At 71.5% G+C, this 16,841-nt stretch carries 18 protein-coding genes and 1 pseudogene; 9 read left to right on the forward strand and 10 right to left on the reverse strand.

Features of this window, described 5'->3' with window-relative positions:
* The first annotated feature begins 80 nt into the window (after window positions 1–80).
* From AB0M93_RS25010 to AB0M93_RS25020, 3 genes are all read left to right on the forward strand, one after another.
* Window positions 81–1,316, forward strand: coding sequence for a PP2C family protein-serine/threonine phosphatase (locus AB0M93_RS25010; RefSeq protein ID WP_364276684.1), 1,236 nt, complete (start codon window positions 81–83; stop codon window positions 1,314–1,316).
* Between the two features lie 86 nt (window positions 1,317–1,402).
* The gene (locus AB0M93_RS25015; protein WP_364277072.1) at window positions 1,403–2,239 is read left to right on the forward strand and encodes an MEDS domain-containing protein; all 837 of its coding nucleotides are present in this window, start codon (window positions 1,403–1,405) and stop codon (window positions 2,237–2,239) included.
* Window positions 2,236–3,213, forward strand: a complete 978-nt coding sequence (locus AB0M93_RS25020) for a sensor histidine kinase (protein WP_364276686.1) — start codon at window positions 2,236–2,238, stop codon at window positions 3,211–3,213. Before AB0M93_RS25015 ends, AB0M93_RS25020 begins: the two co-directional genes overlap by 4 nt.
* A 10-nt stretch (window positions 3,214–3,223) precedes the next feature.
* Here AB0M93_RS25020 and AB0M93_RS25025 read toward each other — a convergent pair whose 3' ends face one another.
* The 4 genes and pseudogenes from AB0M93_RS25025 to AB0M93_RS25040 form a co-directional block, all read right to left on the reverse strand.
* Entirely contained in the window at window positions 3,224–5,218 is a 1,995-nt protein-coding gene (locus tag AB0M93_RS25025) for a SpoIIE family protein phosphatase (protein ID WP_364276688.1), read from the reverse strand.
* Complete coding sequence (locus tag AB0M93_RS25030) at window positions 5,215–5,601, reverse strand: STAS domain-containing protein (protein WP_364276690.1); 387 nt, start codon at window positions 5,599–5,601, stop codon at window positions 5,215–5,217. Before AB0M93_RS25030 ends, AB0M93_RS25025 begins: the two co-directional genes overlap by 4 nt.
* A gap of 130 nt (window positions 5,602–5,731) precedes the next feature.
* Window positions 5,732–6,658, reverse strand: a pseudogene (locus tag AB0M93_RS25035) (sensor histidine kinase); the annotation flags it as partial.
* Window positions 6,659–6,909: 251 nt separating this feature from the next.
* Window positions 6,910–7,221, reverse strand: a complete 312-nt coding sequence (locus AB0M93_RS25040; protein ID WP_364276691.1) for a DUF3099 domain-containing protein — start codon at window positions 7,219–7,221, stop codon at window positions 6,910–6,912.
* Between the two features lie 833 nt (window positions 7,222–8,054).
* On the opposite strand from AB0M93_RS25040, the gene AB0M93_RS25045 reads away from it, so the two are divergent.
* The 4 genes from AB0M93_RS25045 (at window position 8,055) to AB0M93_RS25060 (ending at window position 11,581) form a co-directional block, all read left to right on the forward strand.
* Window positions 8,055–9,692 (forward strand): cytochrome bc complex cytochrome b subunit, encoded by a 1,638-nt coding sequence (locus AB0M93_RS25045; protein WP_364276693.1) that lies wholly within the window; start codon window positions 8,055–8,057, stop codon window positions 9,690–9,692.
* On the forward strand, window positions 9,689–10,156 hold the full coding sequence (locus AB0M93_RS25050) for a hypothetical protein (protein ID WP_364276695.1): 468 nt from the start codon (window positions 9,689–9,691) through the stop codon (window positions 10,154–10,156). The genes AB0M93_RS25045 and AB0M93_RS25050 overlap by 4 nt, the downstream gene beginning before the upstream one ends.
* 200 nt (window positions 10,157–10,356) lie before the next feature.
* On the forward strand, window positions 10,357–11,106 hold the full coding sequence (locus tag AB0M93_RS25055) for a GAF and ANTAR domain-containing protein (RefSeq protein WP_364276697.1): 750 nt from the start codon (window positions 10,357–10,359) through the stop codon (window positions 11,104–11,106).
* 214 nt (window positions 11,107–11,320) lie between these two features.
* Window positions 11,321–11,581, forward strand: coding sequence for a hypothetical protein (locus AB0M93_RS25060; protein WP_364276699.1), 261 nt, complete (start codon window positions 11,321–11,323; stop codon window positions 11,579–11,581).
* A gap of 7 nt (window positions 11,582–11,588) precedes the next feature.
* On the opposite strand, the gene AB0M93_RS25065 is transcribed toward AB0M93_RS25060, so the two are convergent.
* The 5 genes from AB0M93_RS25065 to AB0M93_RS25085 form a co-directional block, all read right to left on the reverse strand.
* On the reverse strand, window positions 11,589–12,332 hold the full coding sequence (locus tag AB0M93_RS25065; RefSeq protein ID WP_364276701.1) for a GAF domain-containing protein: 744 nt from the start codon (window positions 12,330–12,332) through the stop codon (window positions 11,589–11,591).
* Window positions 12,333–12,351: 19 nt separating this feature from the next.
* On the reverse strand, window positions 12,352–13,068 hold the full coding sequence (locus tag AB0M93_RS25070) for a GAF and ANTAR domain-containing protein (protein ID WP_364276703.1): 717 nt from the start codon (window positions 13,066–13,068) through the stop codon (window positions 12,352–12,354).
* Window positions 13,069–13,542: 474 nt separating this feature from the next.
* Entirely contained in the window at window positions 13,543–14,163 is a 621-nt protein-coding gene (locus AB0M93_RS25075; protein ID WP_364276705.1) for a hypothetical protein, read from the reverse strand.
* Window positions 14,160–14,672: a DUF2231 domain-containing protein gene (locus tag AB0M93_RS25080; protein WP_364277074.1), complete on the reverse strand. Its 513-nt coding sequence runs from the start codon at window positions 14,670–14,672 to the stop codon at window positions 14,160–14,162. Before AB0M93_RS25080 ends, AB0M93_RS25075 begins: the two co-directional genes overlap by 4 nt.
* 154 nt (window positions 14,673–14,826) lie before the next feature.
* Window positions 14,827–15,336 (reverse strand): OsmC family protein, encoded by a 510-nt coding sequence (locus tag AB0M93_RS25085; RefSeq protein WP_364276707.1) that lies wholly within the window; start codon window positions 15,334–15,336, stop codon window positions 14,827–14,829.
* Between the two features lie 135 nt (window positions 15,337–15,471).
* Here AB0M93_RS25085 and AB0M93_RS25090 point away from each other — a divergent pair, with 135 nt between their 5' ends.
* Together AB0M93_RS25090 and AB0M93_RS25095 are read left to right on the forward strand one after the other, a co-directional pair.
* Window positions 15,472–15,861 carry a hypothetical protein gene (locus AB0M93_RS25090; protein ID WP_364276709.1) on the forward strand — a complete coding sequence of 130 codons (390 nt, stop codon included), beginning with the start codon at window positions 15,472–15,474 and terminating at the stop codon, window positions 15,859–15,861.
* Between the two features lie 333 nt (window positions 15,862–16,194).
* The gene (locus tag AB0M93_RS25095; RefSeq protein WP_364276711.1) at window positions 16,195–16,413 is read left to right on the forward strand and encodes a DUF2188 domain-containing protein; all 219 of its coding nucleotides are present in this window, start codon (window positions 16,195–16,197) and stop codon (window positions 16,411–16,413) included.
* 4 nt (window positions 16,414–16,417) lie between these two features.
* Here AB0M93_RS25095 and AB0M93_RS25100 read toward each other — a convergent pair whose 3' ends face one another.
* Complete coding sequence (locus AB0M93_RS25100) at window positions 16,418–16,573, reverse strand: hypothetical protein (RefSeq protein WP_364276713.1); 156 nt, start codon at window positions 16,571–16,573, stop codon at window positions 16,418–16,420.
* Window positions 16,574–16,841 lie beyond the last annotated feature (268 nt).

The following is a 16,841-nucleotide window of genomic DNA, read 5'->3' on the forward strand; positions in this document are numbered from 1 at the left end:
GCTCGTCAGTCGCCGGCGGTCCTCCGTCCGGTCGGGTGTGATGTTGTGGTTGGGTGGATCCCGAGTGGTCGGAGGTTGCCGTGGACGGTGGGAAGCTGGGACCGGGTGATGTGCTGGCGGCCGCCGAGACCGCCCCGCCCGTGGAATCGGTCGAGGTCGTCGCGCGCGACCTGGCGAAGCGGCTGGGCGCCTTCGACGTCTCCTTCCTGCTGGTCGACCTCGTCGAGGAACACCTGGTGCGGCTGACCTCGACCGCTCAGGACCCGGACGGACGCGAGCCCGTGCCCTTCGATCTGCGGAACAGCGTCTACGAGCAGGTGCTGCGCACCCAGCAGCCGTGGCAGGAGCACAACGACAGCGGGGTGCGGGCAGTGCTGCCGGTGACCAACCGCGGCGACTGCGTCGGTGTCCTGGAAGCGACCGTGCCCTTCTGCGACGACGAAGTGCTGGCCCAGCTGGGGCAGGCCGCGCACGCGCTGGCCTACGTCATCGTCACCGATCGCCGCTTCACCGACCGCTACCACACCGGCCGGCGCACCACCCCGATGAGCCTGGCCGCGGAGATCCAGCACCAGCTGCTGCCCTCGGCGGCCTGCTGCGAGGCGGCCCAGTTCACCATCGCCGGGGCCCTGGTGCCCGCCGACGACATCGGCGGCGACACCTATGACTACGCCCTGGACCGCGACACCCTGCACCTGTCGATCACCGACGCCGCCGGCCACGACGTGGCCTCGGCACTGACCGCAACCCTGCTGGTCGGTGCGCTGCGCGGCGCCCGCCGCGCCGGTCGCGACCTGGCCGAGCAGGCGCAGCATGCCAACCAGGCCCTGCTCGACCACGGCGACGAGGTGTCACTGGCGACCGGGCTGCTGCTGCGCGTGGACCTGCACACCGGAGGCGTCGAGCTGGTGAACGCCGGGCATCCCGCACCGCTGCTGCTGCGCGACGGTGGGGTCGAGCCGGTCGAGGTGGAGGCCGACCTGCTCTTCGGCGTCCGGCCGTACCGATACCGGGTGCAGCGGCTGGACCTGCGCCCCGGTGACCGGCTGGTGCTGCTCACCGACGGCATGTTCGAACGCGACGCCGCCGACGCCGACCTGCCCGCGCTGATCCACCAGACCGCCGGACTGCACACCCGAGAGCTTGTCCGGGCGGCGACCAGGGCGGTTACGCACGCCTGCCGCGGTCACCTGCAGGACGACGCCACCGTGCTGTGCCTGGACTGGCACGGCACCGACCGCACCGAACGCCACGCCGACTACGGCGCCGACACCGACACCGCCTCACCGGCCGGCACCTCCGATGACCCGGTGTGACCACCGGACACCGCGCCGGGCACCAACGCCACCTGCTGCGAGCAGCGACGCGACGTCCGCGACGTAAACTCGGGGACGTGGTGGAGATGCCGACCGGGCAAGAAAGCGGGCCACCTCCGGCCCGCGGCCATGTGTGCCGGGGCTATCGGCAGCCGCAGGAGTTCGTCGTCCGGGCCTGCGAGTTCCTGGCCGAGGGGCTCGCCGCGGGCGAGCGCGTCCTCTACGCCGCCCCCGGCGCCCCGGAAGTCCTCGCCGCGCAGCTGCGGGCAGCCGGGCCGATCGACGAGGGCCTGCGGAGCGGGGCGGTGCAGATCGCGTCGCTGGACTCGACCTACACCACCGGCATCGTGGTCGACCCGGCCGCGCAGGTGCGGCTCTACGCCGCGGCGACCGAGGAGGCGCTGGCCGCGGGGTACACCGGCCTGCGGGTCGCCGCCGACGCCACCCGGCTGGTGCGCACTCCGGCCCAGCTGGACGCCTTCACCCGCTACGAGTACCTGGTCGACCGCTACATGGCCACCCATCCGATGTCGGCGATGTGCGGCTACGACCGCGGTGAGCTCGGCGACGACGCCGTCGCGCAACTGGCCTGCATGCACCCCCGAGCCGACGAAGGGTCGACGCCGTTCCACCTGCACGGCCACCCCCGTGACGACAGTGCCGCCGCCTTGGACGGGGAGCTGGACATGGTGGCACACCGGCTGTGGCCGTTGGCGCTCGAGCGCGCCGATCTGCGGCCCGCCGAGGGACCGGTCGCCATCGATGCCCGGGGGCTGCGGTTCATCGACCACCGCAGCCTGCTGGCGGTGGCGGACTACGCCGAGGACCACGACACGACGGTCGTCCTGCGGACGTCGCTGTCCACCCCGGCCCGCGTCCTCGAACTGTTGAACGTGACCAATGTCCGGGTGGAGCGCGTGTGACGAGCACCGACATGAACACCGCGCAGCGGGGCTACGACCACGCCGCCATCCGCTACGCCTCCGACGCCGAGTTGCTCGCCGTCGTGGTGCCGTTCCTGAACGCCGGCCTCACCGCGGGCGAACCGACCATCGTGTCCCTGGAGCCGGACCGGGCCGAACTGGTGCGCGCGGCACTGCCCGCATCCGCGGGAACGCATTTCCTGGCCACCGGTGATCTCTACGCCCGGCCCGCCGCGGCGATCAAGTCCTACCGAGACCTGATGACCGGCCTCGTCGCCGACGGCGCGTCGGGCATCCGGATCGTCGGCGAAGTGCCGGGCGCCGCGATCGACACTTCCTGGGACTGGTGGGCCCGCTACGAAGCAGCGGTGAACCACGCCTACGACGAGTTCCCCTTGCGCAGCATGTGCGCCTACGACAGCCGCACCACTCCGCCCCATGTGCTCGAGGACGTCGCCCGTACACACCCCTTCCTCGCCACCCCCGGCGGCGGGCACCACCCCAACGCCGACTACGTCGACCCGCTGACCTTCCTGACCGGCCCGCGGCCGATGACACCCTCCCCGATCCAGCGCACCGCGCCGCTGCTCGAGCTGACCGATCCGCACCCTTCGGCCGCCCGCCGGGCCGTCCTGGACGCCGACAAGACCGGCCTACCCGCCGCGGAGATCGAGAACCTCGTGCTCGCGGTGAGCGAAATCGTCACCAACGCCCTACGCCACGGCCGCCCACCGGTTCACCTGCGGATCTGGGCCGACACCGAGCACATGGTCGTCACCGTGCACGACGCCGGCCCCGGCCCCGACGACCCGTTCGCCGGCCTGCTCCCCGCCGACCGCCACGTCGGCGGGCGCGGGCTGTGGATCACCCACCAGATCTGCACCCACGTCGCCCTCCACCGCGACGACACCGGTTTCACGGTCCGCCTCACCGCGGGACTCCCCAGTCTCGGTGTTCGTAGTCCGTACGAGTGAGGTCGCCTGATCACCCGGTAACGGGACCCTCGGGTGCGTCGTCAATGGTCCAGGTCAGGATCACGGTGGTGCCGTTGTCCCGGTGGATGGTCGAGGTGTGGTCGGCCAACGCTTCGATCAGCGAAAGGCCGCGTCCTCGAAGGGTGTCGGTGGCATCCCGGGGCTTCCAGGTGCCGTAATCGGTGACGGTGACCGTCACCTGGCCACGGTGACGTTCGCCGTGCACCTCGACGGCGCCGGGCCGCGGATCGTCGCGGTAGGCGTGTTCGACGGAGTTGGACATGGCCTCGTAACTGGCCAGGACGAGGTCCTCGTGGCGCTCGACGGTCATGCCGAGTCCCGCCGCCCACTGGGTCAAGCCGCTGCGCAGCCCGGCGAGCTGGTCGACGGTGGCGTCGGCGCGTTGGTGGAATTCGGCCGCCGGGGGGTCGAGGTGGCGGTGGACGTGGATGAGCGCGATGTCGTCGTCGTGGCGGCCGAGGGTGAGCTCGGAGATCAGCTCGTCCCACGCCGTCTCCCGGTCGGGCGCTTCGCGTACCCGGGTGATTCCCTCCAGCAGCCATTCGATACCGACGGTGAGGTCCCGGGTGCGGCTTTCTACCAGGCCGTCGGTGTAGAGCACCAAGTCGACCCCGGGCGGGAACGCCGTCATCCGTTGCGGGAATTCGCTGCCGACGCCCAGTGGCTGGGCCAGCGCTTCGCCGATCTGCTGAACCTCTCCATGCGGCTCGATGAGGACAGCGGGGAGGTGGCCGGCGTTGGCGTAGGTGAGATTGCGCCGGCCGGGATCGTGCACGGCGTAGAAGCACGTGACGAAGCTGGCATCGAACAGCCCCGCGGCCAGCTGGGAAACGTTGCGCAGGACCTCGGACGGAGCCAGCTCCAGCAGGGCGTAGGACCGGATGGCGGTACGGATCTGCCCCATGATGGTCGCGGCGGTGACCCCGTGCCCGACGACGTCGCCGATGACGAACGCGGTGGCCCCCGACGACAGCGGGATGACGTCGAACCAGTCGCCACCGATCTTGTCTCCGGTCGTCGCCGGCAGGTACCGCGTCACCACATCCGCCCCGCTGACGTCGGGAACGACCGGCAGCATGCTGCGGGACAGCTCGGTGGCGAGGATCCGTTCCCGTTCGTACAGCCGCGCGTTGTCGAGGGCGATGGCCGCGTACCGGGCAAGCCCCTCGGCGAGGAACTCGTGTCGTGCGGTGAACCGGTCCGCCTGTGGATGGCCGAAGAAGAAGCCGCCCAGCACCTCTTCGGTCGTCGGGCTGATCACCGGGACGGCGAGGTAGCTGCGCACCGGCAGGTGGCCTTCCGGCATCCCGTGGTACGGCGCGTTCCGGCCGAACCGGGGATCCTGGGTGATGTCGGGGCTGCGGACCGTGCCGACGCCGTCGAACGTGGGGCCGAACACCGCGGTGTTGCGGGGCATCGGGAACCGGGAAAACGCCTCCCGCGGCACCCCGGAAATCGTGTACAGGGTGTAGGACTCGTCCAGTTCGTCGACCAGGTTGTAGAAGAACGCGCCGAACTCGGCGCCGGTCGCCTTCGTGGCCGCGTCGGTCGCTTTCTGCACCAGCCGGTCGAGGTCGAGCTGAGCGGTCAGCTCCCGTCCCACCGAATGCAGCAGGTCCAGAACGGACGCTTCGGCGTGCAGTTCCCGGACCAGCCCGGCGACCGGGCCGGTCACCAGGCCGGCCCCCTCCACGAGAGCCCGGTGGCGATCACCGACCGGGTCGGTGGCGAACATCAGCACACCTTCTCCGCGGGTGAGGACGCCCACGGCCGCGGACACCGGCACGCCGGGCAGCAGCTCGTCCAGCAGCACGCCGCCGGGAACGACCAGTGCCAGCCCCTCGTCCGGGTCACCGCCGGCCAACCGGCGCCGCTCAGCGTCGGCCAACCGGAGCGTCTTCACTTCGACCGGCTCGCCGTCGCTGCCGACGAAAGTGCCGCGCAACGCGTCGATCAGGTCCTCGAACCCGCTCTGGCCGGTCACGCGGGATCCAGCGCGGCCGAGAGCGTGGGAACGATCACCAGTTCGTCGGTCAGCCGCGTGAGCTGGAGCGGGCGCACGGTGACCCGTCCGGTGGCCACGACCCGCACGGCGATCGACGCCGTGCTGCGATGGGCTCGTACCAGTTCCGCCATCCCCGCGGATGCCAGGAAGCTGACCCCGGTCAAGTCGATGACCAGCACCGAGGGAGCCTGCCGCTGCGCGCGATCGACGAACTGACGGAGCTTCGGCGCCAGAGTCAGGTCCAGCGCTCCGGTTACCCGCAGGACCAGCGCCTCGTCCAGCTTTTCGAGCGTCACCCCGTCCGCCGCGCCGCCGTCATCCCCCGACGGCTCCTGGATCTCCGAATCAGGCGTGTCGAACATGCCGCAATTCTGCCTCGACCTCGTTGCCGGTGCTCATCAGCTGTCGCGGCGCCTGCCCCGTCGGCCGCTGGCCGCTGTGTCTCGCCCGGGACACGTGGCCGGCGGCCGGCAGGAAGCCGACCTCCCAACCGAGCTGGAAGCGGACTTCGACGGTGGTGCCGGACGGCGTGGTGTGCACCCGGACCAGGTCGGCGAGGTGGTTGACCAGCAGCAGCCCGCGGCCCCGCCGCTGGCCGGGCGCTCCGGGCCGGCGCCCCGCGAGCGGGTCCTCGATGTGCCCGCAATCGCGGACCTGGCACACCAGCTGCCCGCCGCCCTGGCCCAGCAGAACAGTCGCGTCACTGCTCGCGTGCTCGACGCTGTTCGACGCCAGCTCCGTCACGACGAGCACGACGTCGTGGGCGCGGTCCTCGGCCAGCCCGGCCCGGACAGCTGTTTCCGCGACGAACTTCCGCAGCTCACGCAGCCCGTTCGCGCCGACCACCAGCACGGCGGCGGCCGGCGGTTCCGGAAGTTCGCGGTTGTAGTCGGCGACGACGTCGTCGGGCGAGTACGCGCCGCTCGCCCGCCACTCGTCCGCGCCGTCGATGAGCCACGGATGCGTCCGGACGGCGTCCGCGAGCGCAACGGGTCCCAGCGACGCCGTGTCGTAGGGACACAAGATCGTCGCCCACCGGCCCGAGAAGGCGTGGTTGATCAGCGCCTCGTGCTGCGCGCACGCCGGGTACTCCGCCTCGGACCGCCCGGCCCAGAGCGGCTCGCCGATGATCCGCACGTGGACCCCGGGGTGCGCGTCGGCGAAGGCCCGCAGCACACCCGGGATGATCCGGCCCGGATTGCGCCCGGCGTGGGTCATGTCGAGCAGGTGCACCAGATCGGCATCAGTCCCGAGTTCGCGGCGCAGCAGCCCGAGGCCGGCCGGCGGCACCGCCACGGCCACCGGCTCTCCTGCGGACAGCCCCCCGGTGATGAAGGGCACCGTATCCGCGAGGTATTCCTTTGGAGTCCCGTAGAACAACGCCGGATGCGTGAACGAAGTCTCGGACGACCCTGGCATCAGGCGCGCAACGTCGGCGCGCGACCAGCGAACAGCATGGACATGCGCCGACCATACGCCCCCATCGCCAAGCGACCTAGGTGCTTCGGGCGCGGCGACTGACGGTGACGGTCCCCGCCGGGGACCACCCCGGACGACGGAGGGAATGCTGCAGTTCGAAGCCAAGCCCGAAAAGCCGGACGCGCTCTATGGCACCTACGCCCCGATGCACCAACCGGGGCACGCCCGCTCGCCCGGCCCGGGCGCCTCGGTCAGTGGGTGTCGATGATCTGGTGCCGGTCGTTTTCCAGGTGCTTCGGGTCTCGGTCGAGGGTGTTCACCTTCTCGGTCTTGCGGGGTGGCCGGTCGTTGGCGATCAGCACCGCCATCCACGGCAGGGGCACCGAAACGGCGAGCACGGCCAAGGCCAGCCACCAGGTGCCGTGGAACACCCCGGCGAGGATCAGGCACGGGATGCGGCACGACATCATCAGCAGGTACTTGCGCTTGCGGGCGGCGAGCTGATCCTCATACGCGAGTGCGGCACCGGTGATCAGCACAGGTGCGGCGCCGGTCGTCGTCATGGCGGGTCCTTCCCGGGAAAGGCGAGTGGCGATCGGCTCACGCCTGGCTCACCGCATACCGCTTGAGCCGCCGTACAAACGCCGCCGGCCAATTCGGTCCCGTTTCCGCCCGGCGAAGGTCTGAGGGGGTCGACCTGCGAGCGGAAACGGGAGCTTGAAGGCCGGTACGGGGGTCGCCTCGCGGCGAGTGGCACGACACGGCTCCAGCGTGACCGGTATTCCGTGAAGGCAAGGGGTGAGGCCCGGGGACACCGCCGTACCGACACCCGGTACAACGTCCCCGCACCGCGGTTGTTTCCGGACCACGGCCACTCGGCACGTGACCTCCGTCGCTCCCGGGCCCGCAGAACCGGCGGAGCGCCGAGAGCAGGTCGCCTGATCCGGCCGTCCTGCCCGGATCTGTCCACATCGGACCATGCGCGCGGTGCGGAACCGGCCGGTCCTTCAGCTCACCCGGTCCGGCTGCGACCAAGCCGTGGTCAGCGCCTTCTGGAGAGCGCGCCACAGCGGATCGGCGGCCGTCAGGACGTCACCACTCGCCGGCCACGCAGTCCCAGGGGCTGGAGCCCGGGCGCCCACACCGCGTCCGCGCGACCGGTGGCGACTGGGGCGAGCGCCGCGGCCGCACTGCCGCCGCGTCGCAAGTCGCGCACCCGGGGCAGCAGGGCGTCGATCACGCGACCCGCCGGCACCCGCTGCGGGCACCGGCCGTTCGGCACAGGCTCCCGAGGTACGGCTGTCGGCGAGTTCGGTGCCGGGCAGGTGAGCAGAGGGTTGTCGGTGGGGAGTGCGGGTAAGCGCCGCTGACGGTCGCCGAATCCCGCGGAGGAACCATGAGCCCCAGCCACGTTCCCGCCCCCACCCGCGGGCCCGGGCGCGCCACTCGCGCGGCAGCCTCCGCGGCCGGCGCCACCGACCGGCGGCTGCACGCGGCCGCCGGCCTGCGCCACCAGTTCAACAAGGTCTTCCCCACCCACTGGTCGTTCCTGCTGGGCGAAGTGGCGCTGTACAGCTTCCTCGTCCTGCTCCTCAGCGGCGTGTACCTGACGTTGTTCTTCGACCCGTCGATGCAGGAAGTCGTCTACCAGGGCGCCTACGCGGACCTGCGCGGCGTGCCGATGTCCCGGGCGTTCGCGACCAGCCTCGATCTGTCGTTCGAAGTCCGCGGCGGGCTCTTCGTGCGGCAGCTGCACCACTGGGCGGCGCTGATCTTCGTCGCCGCGATGATGGTGCATATGCTCCGGATCTTCTTCACCGGAGCCTTCCGCCGTCCCCGCGAAGCGAACTGGGTCATCGGGGCCCTGCTGCTGATCCTGGGCATGTTCGAAGGGTTCTTCGGCTACTCCCTGCCCGACGACCTGCTCTCGGGCACCGGCATCCGCGCGACGCTGTCCGGCATCGTGCTGTCCCTGCCCGTGATCGGGACCTGGCTGCACTGGGCGATCTTCGGCGGCGAATTCCCCGGCGACGTCATCATCCCCCGCCTCTACACCATCCACATCCTGCTGATCCCCGGGATCATGCTCGCGCTCGTCGGCGTGCACCTCGCCCTGGTCTGGTACCAGAAGCACACCCAGTTCCCCGGCGTCCGGCGCAAGGAGACCAACGTCGTCGGCGTCCGGATCCTGCCGGTGTTCGCGCTCAAGGGCGGCGCGTTCTTCGCGCTCGTCACCGGCATCCTCGCGCTGATGTCCGGGCTGTTCCAGATCAACCCGGTGTGGAAGTTCGGGCCCTACGACCCGTCGAAGGTCTCCGCCGGCTCGCAACCGGACTGGTACATGGGCTTCGCCGACGGGCTGCTGCGCGTTTACCCGCCGTGGGAGCTCTACCTCGGCCGGTACACCGTGCCGCCGGTGTTCTTCGCCGGCGTCATCGGCCTGACCCTGCTCTTCGTGGCCCTCATCGGCTACCCCTGGATCGAACGCCGCCTGTCCGGCGACACCGCCCACCACAACCTCGTCCAGCGCCCGCGCGACGTCCCCGTCCGCACCGGCATCGGCATGATGGCGCTCGCCCTCTACGGCGTCCTGACGCTGTCGTCGTTCAACGACATCATCGCGCTGCAGTTCGACATCTCCCTCAACGCCACCACCTGGGCCGGGCGCATCGGGCTGCTGCTCGCCCCGCCCGCCGCGTACCTGGTCACCTACCGCGTCTGCCTCGCCCTGCAGCGGTCGGACCGCGAGGTGCTCGAACACGGCATCGAAACCGGGATCATCACCCGCACGCCGGGCGGTACCTACCTCGAGGTCCACCAGCCGCTCGACGGCAAGGCCCTGGCCTACCAAGGAGCCCCCGTGCCGAAGAAGCCCAACAAGCTCGGCGCGGCCGGGCACGCGGTCCCGGGCAGCCTGCTGCGGCCCGACCCACCCGAAGAAACCGCCGCCCTCGAAGCCGCCGCCCGCCGCGGGCACCTGCGGCACGGCCTCGGCGGCGACCCGGACACCGGCGACGGCGAGGCCCGGCCATGACGCCGCCGGGCTCCGGCGGCACGGCGATGCCGTCCCGCTGGCAAATCGACGTCCTCGTCTACGAGGACAAGAACCTCTACCCCGTGCTGCTCCTCCAACCGGGCCGCCACGACGACCACCGGGAACTGGTCCGCCTACTGACCCGGGCCGGCTTCGCCACTCCGACGACCTGGGAATGGGAACGCGGCCTGTGGCCCTGGGCCGCCGGCTGCCACGTCGAGATCACCGACCGGCCCGCGGTGACCGTGCACGCCGGCGGCCGCAGCCTCACCGTCGGCTTCGAACCGGCGGACCCGCCACTGGAGTGGACCGGCGCCGCACACCGTCAGCAGCAGGTGCTGTTCGTCCTCCTCCCGCCTCAGTCCGGCACCGGCGAAGACGACCTGATCGTCGACGACCTCGGCACGCTGGGCCGGAACACGGGACGGCAGACCTGCCTGGCGGCCAGCATCCCGTTCGGCTGAACCTTCGGCCACGGCCGGGCTGCGGGTGCTCGGAGAAACGGCCGAGCGAGCACACCTTGGAACACCGGAGAGTCGCCGTCGTGGCCGCGACGCGCCCGGTGACGCACGTTCTGCGGTTGGCCTGGCGCTCCGCCGACCGACGTGGGAAGTTGGATCCACATGGATCAAGATTCCGCGGCGGGCGTTGAGGAGGGGTGACGATGGACCACCGGACGCACGACGTTTCTGCGGCTCTGCTCGAGCTGACGGAGTCGTTGCAGGCCGGCGAGCCCCGCGACGAGACCCTGGCGCGGATGGCCGCCCGGGTGGTGGCGGTGCTGCCCGATGCCGACGCCGCGAGCGTGACGTTGTTCGACGGCGGCGTGCCCCGCACCGTCGCCACCACCGACGAGAGCGTGCTCGTCCTCGACAAAGCTCAGTACTCCCTCGATGACGGCCCCTGCATCGAGGCGACGCGCACCGAGACGGTCGTCCGCATCGACTCGGCACTGGCCCGGCGGAGATGGCCCGAGTTCGGCGAGGCCGCGGCCGGGGCGGGTGTCGAGACCATGATGTCCTGTCCCTTGTTCGTCGGCGTCGACGACGCAGTGACCGGGGAAGCGGCCCGCCACCACCACCTGTCGGGCGCGCTGAACGTGTGGAGCCGGAAACAGCACGCCTTCGACCCGATGGACGCCGCCCTGATCGCGTTGTTCACCAGCGCCATGTCCGGGATCATCCTGACCGCGACCCGGTGGGCCAACGCCCAGCTCCAAGCCCGGCAGCTGCGCACCGCGCTGGACACCCGCGACACGATCGCCACCGCCAAGGGCATCGTGATGGCCCGCCGCGGGCTCAACGCCGACGAGGCCTTCGCCTGGCTCACCGAGCTCTCCCAGCGGACGAACCGCAAGATCCGCGACATCGCCACGATCGTCCTGGCCCAGCCCGCCATCGTCGAGCCAGATTAGCGCGGCAGCACAGCACGCTCGTGCTGAACACCTGATGCGGCGACTGTCGACCGTGCCACTGGACCGGTTCCGAGCTCGTCGTGGCTCGGGGCCGCGGTCGCAGGCGAACTCACGGGCCCGGACGGACTCGCCACTGTACCCCGCCGGCAGCGCGGGAGCCGGCTTGGCAGACCCGGTGTGGCGGTTGGCCACCGCGGAGAGGACCGTGGGTGGCATGACCCGACCGGACCCTGATGCCGGCTCGCTCCCCGCGGCGGGCCGTCGCCTGCTGGATTCGCTCGCGAGACGGGCCGCGGTCGACGAAGCGATCGGCGTCCTGCAGGGCTGGCAAGGCTGCGATGCCGCGCAAGCCCGCGACGAGCTGACCGAGGACACCGGTGAGGCCGGGCTCGCTGCCGAGGCGGCACGGGTCGCGGCGGCCGTCGACGCACGGGCCGACGGCACGGCCGACCCCGACTACGGCGGCTGGGCCTGAGGCCTGGTCAGCCGGTCAGGTCGGCCGGGGCGAGGGTGCCGTCGGTGACCGCACTGGTCAGCTCCCGCAGGACGAAGCCGTGCTCGGTGGCATGGCCGAGCACGAGGGCACGGGCCGCGGCGGGGGTGATCCCGAGGGTGCCGGCGACCAAGCCGACGGCGTGGTCGAGCTGAACCCGGTCGTTCAGCGCCGTGACCGTGGCTTCGAGCAGCCGGTCCGCGCGGCGGTCGCCGCGTTCCTGGACCAGGGCGAGCACCGCCAGGTCCGACACCACCTGCGCCAAGTCGAGCTGCCACTGCGGCGCGGCCGTCTTGGTGTCGTAGAAGAGGTTGAACCCGCCGACGCCGGTGCCGTCCAGCCGCAGCGGGACCGCGACCACCGAGCGGTACCCCGCGTCCAGGGCCGCGGGCACGAAATCCGGCCACCGGTCCCGCTCGGCCGCGAGATCGGTCGCGGTGATCACCGCGGCGGCCGCGATGCAGTCCACGCACGGTCCCTGCTCGATGTGGGTCTGCAGCAATTCGACGAACCGCGCGGTCTCGTCGGAGGCCGCCACCACTTCCAGACCACGGGCACCGGTCAGCATGACCCCGGTCGCGGTCGCGCCCAGCAAGCCGGTGCCGACCTCGGTGACCAGACGCAGCACCGCGGCGTTGTCCGGACTGCCCACCAGGCGCGAAGTGATCGTGACCAGCGCGCCGGCCAGCCCGGGTGGGGCCGTGCCGGACTCCCCGTCAAGGCGGTTGCTCATGGTGCCTCCTGCTGAGGGGTCATTCGGCCAGCTCATCCAACGAGATGCGCCGCTCCAGCACGTCCCGGGCGACGTCCAGCACCGACCGGTTCCGGCCGAAGGCGTGGGCGCGCAGCCGGGCGAACGCGTCGTCGAGGGTGATCTGCAACTGGCCGGCAAGCATGCCGGTGGCGACACTGACGTCCTGGAACGAAGCAACGGGACGTGGCGCGAAGTCGTGACCGGCCTGCTCCGCCTCGCGGGTCTGTCGCAGCAGGGCCGCCGTGGACAGCTCCGCCGCCAGCGCGGCATCCCGCCGTTCGGCACTGGTCAACCCACCGGGACGACGGCGGACCAGCTCGAGGGTGCCGAACCGGATCGCCCCGTACCGCAGGGGGAACGCGAACACCGCCGCCGCACCCACCACGAGCGCGGCGTCGGCGAATCCCGGCCAGCGCACCTGCTCGACGCTCAGGTCGGGCACCAGCACCGGGCTTCCGCTGCCGAAGGCCTCCACCCCCGGCCCCTCCCCGACGGTGTACTGCAGCTCCGCCAGCTTCGCGGCCCAGTGGTCGCTGGCGCCCAGCACCTCCTCGGAGCGAGCGCCGTTCCGCAGCGCCAGGATGGCGGCGTCGACGTGCTCGAGGGTCTCCACACAGGCCAGACAGACCGTCTGCGCCCAGCTGTCACGGCGGCCCGGCACCTCGGCGGCCGTGGCGATCGCCCGCCACAACCGCTCCCGAGGCTGTCCGTCCACCGTTGCGCCTCTCCACGCTGCGGGCCCGCCGAGCTGATACCCGGAACCGCCAGCCTACGAGACACCGCTGCGCCGAGCACCTCGGCCCGGCGGCGTCCGCAGTCGGGCATGCTCGTGGCGCGGCTGGGGTGACAGCGCGGCACACGGCGCCGGGGCGGTATGTGGGCCGGCCGAGGGTGCACCGGCACCGCTGTGGCTTGGCGTCACCGCCGGTCGGGAGCGGGTTCTTCGCTGGGTGTCCCCTGGCGCCCGTGGGGATTGAGCTGCTTCCCGGCCGGGCTGGGCAGCCGGTGCAGAAGACTGTCGAAGTGCTGGCCGTACTGGCCGGTCCGCGCCGGCGGCGGTGAGCAGTCGTGGTCCGTCGGGCCGGCGCCGGGTTCGGGCCGCCTCCGGTGGAAACAAGCTGTTGTCGAAGCAGGAACCGCACTGCCCCGATCGGGAGTTCGAACGGCAATCCGTCACGCCCGGACGGCGTCACTCCCCTCGTCCCGGTGCGGGAGCCTGGTGGGGTACCGGTCGACGGGCGGTCTCGCGGTCATGGTCATGGCGAACTCCTCGCACCGTTGGTGTCCACGCGACTTCCCGGGTAAGAGGTCGGTGAACGAGGTTCACCGCTTGGCGGGCGAACGCCTCTGTTCCGGCCGCACGCCGGAACGGCTCCAACGTTTGCCGCTGACGGGCGGCGCGGGCGAGCAGCTCGTCGAAGTCCGTGTCCGGCAACCGGTCACGCAGGCCCGCCAGGTCACCCAGCGTGTGCCAGAGGATCTTCTTGCCCTCGATGCCCATCGCGAGACCCTCCAGTTCCAGGAAGCGGCTCAGCGGCGAGTACGTCACCCACCGGCCGTTGCGCTTGAGCCTCCCGAACCGCTCCGCGACCGCCGCCAAGGCGACCTTGGCCGGGTTGGGCCGGATCCCGAGGGTCCGCATGACGGCCTCGAACGTCCGCACGTCCTCCGCGATCCCGTCCTCGACCTCCGCCAGTGCCCCGCCGAGCGGGGTGCCTTTGTTGTTGTCGCGGGCGCGGCGGGCGAGGGCACGCCAGGTGACGCCGAGCGCGAGCTGGTCACGCAAGTAGACGGCCAGGTAGTCGGTCATCGTGGATCACCTTCGTTCGCGGATTGCCAGCGGTGGACCCCGGCGCCCTGGGCGTAGGACAGGTGACCGCCCAGCGCGCCACCGGCGCTGAGCACCAGCAGGCCGACGAGGTTCAGCATCTTGCCCGCCGCCTTCGCGCCCCGGGCACGAGCGAAGTAGGACTTCGCGAACACCGCGGCGGCGAGCGCGTTGCCCGTGGCGTGGGCCAAGCCGACACGGCGCTGGCGGACATCGAGCCCGCTGTAGTCCGCAGCGCCCAGTACCATCGTCGCCGGCGTGGCGGGCAGTCCCACACCCACGAGCCGGCGGGCGGCGGAGTCGTTGCCGGGCAGGAAGTCCAACAGCGATGAGCACAGCCACGCCCCGATCGGCAACGTGACCGCCAGCGGGTGCAGCGGGTGCCCGAGCTCTCGGCCGCGCAGCGACCGGCCCACCCGGCCGCCGAAGAGCCGCCGCAACGGTCTGGCGACAGCCTCCGCGGGCCCGTCCAGGATCCGTGCCCGCTCCATCGCCGCGATCAGGCGGTGGGGCGCGGCCACCGCACCGCTGTTCGCCGGAACGTCGTTGTCCGTCATGGCCGGCGGCTACCCGCGCAGGCTCCGGTCAATCCCGCACGACGGCGGTGAGTCAGCGACCGGCCGCGAGCAGGCACCCGTACGAACGTCAGTTCTGACCGGGATCCGCCGGACCGGTGTGGTGCTGCAGCGCCAGGCCGCGCTCGCGGTCGAACGTCACCGCGACCTTGTCGCCGACGAGCGGGCACAGCCGCAGCGCCTCGCGAGTCACGGCGTCGTAGAGCGAGTCGGTGGTCGCGCCCGGCAGGTACGCCTCGACCGTCGCACGCAGCTCGTAGCCGCCGTCGCCGCGGGCGGCCAAGGTGACCGTCGCGGTGACCACGCTCTCGCCGGGCTCGACGTCCAGCGACGTGGCGGCGATCGTCAATGACTGATGCAGGCAGCTGGCCAGCGCCGCGGCGTAGAGCCGCTCCGGGTTCAGTGGATCCGCAGTGCCTCCACCGCTGGGCTCACCGACGGGGTAGGCCAGGTCGCCGCGTCCGTCGACCCGGACGCTGCCGCGGCTCGACGTCGCCTCCGTCGTGTAGAGGTCCTCGACCACCGCGTGTCTCCACTCGGAGTATTCGGCGGGACCCTGCGGCTGCGCGGGCTGGGACAAGGAAACTCCTCGGGCGCGGGCGGGACGAACAATCTCGGATACCCCCGTACTCCCCGGTCCACACGGTGTGCCGGCGCATCTCACCCGGCTGCTCGCGGTGACGCCGTCGAAATCGACACAGTTGCTTGCACCGTCGTGCGTATCCGGCCCCCTACCACCGGCTTCGTCGTGCTGCTCGGGCGCAGCCGAGGCGGCGGTCTCGCTCGGCTGGCCGCGGCCCGCCGCCCCGATCTGGCGCGCGGCCGGATCATGCCGGGCTCTCCGGTGGGTGGACCGATGGGCGCCCACCCCGTCGTCTTCCACGCGGCCCCGCTGTCCCCCGGCGTCCCGGCGTTTGTCGGTGTTCTCCCACCGCGACGCGCTCGTGCGGTGGCAGTCCTCCCTCGATCCGGCGCCACCCACGCCGAGGTCGGCAGCAGCCACCTCGGCATGCCCGCGAATCCCGACGTGGACTCGGCGATCGGACCGGTGCTCACCACGTGGGCCGACGACGCCGATGAGCGGGACCTCGTCCAGGGGGAGTGAGCGGCGGGGCGGTTCCGAGGCGCTGAACGCCGCGCGGGCGGGCAGACCCGCCGACCGACTGCTTCGCCTTCCACCACGACGGTTGGATCGGGTCGCCCGGGGTACCCACGATGCGGTGAGGCAGGCAGCCACCACCGACGCCGGATCCCCGTGGTCCGCCCTCGGCGTGGCCTCGGGTTCAACCTCAGCTCGCGAGTCGTGATCACCGCCATCAGAGCGCTCGGGCAACATGGTGCCGCGACGGCCCCCTGTCAGGGGCGCCCGCCGACCGGGTTCGACGCGGGAAGACGCCGCCCGCTCACGCGCTCACCAAGCTGGTTGAAGGGGCTCCCCATGGCCGAAGGCGACGTACATACCTACTTCGAAGATGGCCAGTGGAAGAACCGGGTCGAGGGCGGCGTCCGCGCCTCCAACACCTCGCCGCACCGGGTGGACGCCGTGCTGGCCGGCCGGCAGGCAGCGAAGAAACGACGCGTCAGCCACGTCATCCACGACTGCGACGGCGGAGTCGAGAGCGAAAAGAACTTCCGGCCACGCACGTCGGCCCGCTGAGCAGTCAGTCCGGCGGCTCCGTCGCCGCGGCTCCTGGCCGCGGCGACGGCGGGTCTTCCCGCATGAACTGCGCCACGTCGACGTCCAAGTCCGGCACGGGCGCCGTGCCGGGCGACACCGGCGCGTCGGGGTTGATCTCTTTGGGGTCCTTGTCAGCCATGGTTTGCGAATCCTTCCTCCGTTGCCTGCCGCCTACCCGCTGTCGCGAGGAAAAACCGCGGCAAACGCTGTCTCGGCGCGATGGAATGACCGTGCACATGTGAATATCTTTCCGGGCGACCGCCGGCCGCGACAAAAAACGAAAAAGCGGCTAGAGTGATGGAGAGCGTGGTTGAGCCTGCTAGCTGCGTACCATCCTCGTCCGGCGACAGATGTCACGGCGAGGTGCCGGACCCCCCCTTGTTGCGCTCGTCTCTTCTCGGTGGCCG

Source organism: Amycolatopsis sp. NPDC051102 (assembly GCF_040682815.1).
Classification (GTDB): Bacteria; Actinomycetota; Actinomycetes; order Mycobacteriales; family Pseudonocardiaceae; genus Amycolatopsis.

Bases quoted from the DNA above. Each gene is read 5' to 3' on its own strand.
- AB0M93_RS25030 (WP_364276690.1), bottom strand. From the start codon at position 5,601: ATGTTCGACACGCCTGATTCGGAGATCCAGGAGCCGTCGGGGGATGAC.
- AB0M93_RS25040 (WP_364276691.1), bottom strand. From the start codon at position 7,221: ATGACGACGACCGGCGCCGCACCTGTGCTGATCACCGGTGCCGCACTC.
- AB0M93_RS25100 (WP_364276713.1), bottom strand. From the start codon at position 16,573: ATGGCTGACAAGGACCCCAAAGAGATCAACCCCGACGCGCCGGTGTCG.
- AB0M93_RS25015 (WP_364277072.1), top strand. From the start codon at position 1,403: ATGCCGACCGGGCAAGAAAGCGGGCCACCTCCGGCCCGCGGCCATGTG.
- AB0M93_RS25055 (WP_364276697.1), top strand. From the start codon at position 10,357: ATGGACCACCGGACGCACGACGTTTCTGCGGCTCTGCTCGAGCTGACG.
- AB0M93_RS25045 (WP_364276693.1), top strand. From the start codon at position 8,055: ATGAGCCCCAGCCACGTTCCCGCCCCCACCCGCGGGCCCGGGCGCGCC.
- AB0M93_RS25050 (WP_364276695.1), top strand. From the start codon at position 9,689: ATGACGCCGCCGGGCTCCGGCGGCACGGCGATGCCGTCCCGCTGGCAA.
- AB0M93_RS25095 (WP_364276711.1), top strand. From the start codon at position 16,195: ATGGCCGAAGGCGACGTACATACCTACTTCGAAGATGGCCAGTGGAAG.
- AB0M93_RS25080 (WP_364277074.1), bottom strand. From the start codon at position 14,672: ATGGAGCGGGCACGGATCCTGGACGGGCCCGCGGAGGCTGTCGCCAGA.
- AB0M93_RS25065 (WP_364276701.1), bottom strand. From the start codon at position 12,332: ATGAGCAACCGCCTTGACGGGGAGTCCGGCACGGCCCCACCCGGGCTG.
- AB0M93_RS25060 (WP_364276699.1), top strand. From the start codon at position 11,321: ATGACCCGACCGGACCCTGATGCCGGCTCGCTCCCCGCGGCGGGCCGT.
- AB0M93_RS25075 (WP_364276705.1), bottom strand. From the start codon at position 14,163: ATGACCGACTACCTGGCCGTCTACTTGCGTGACCAGCTCGCGCTCGGC.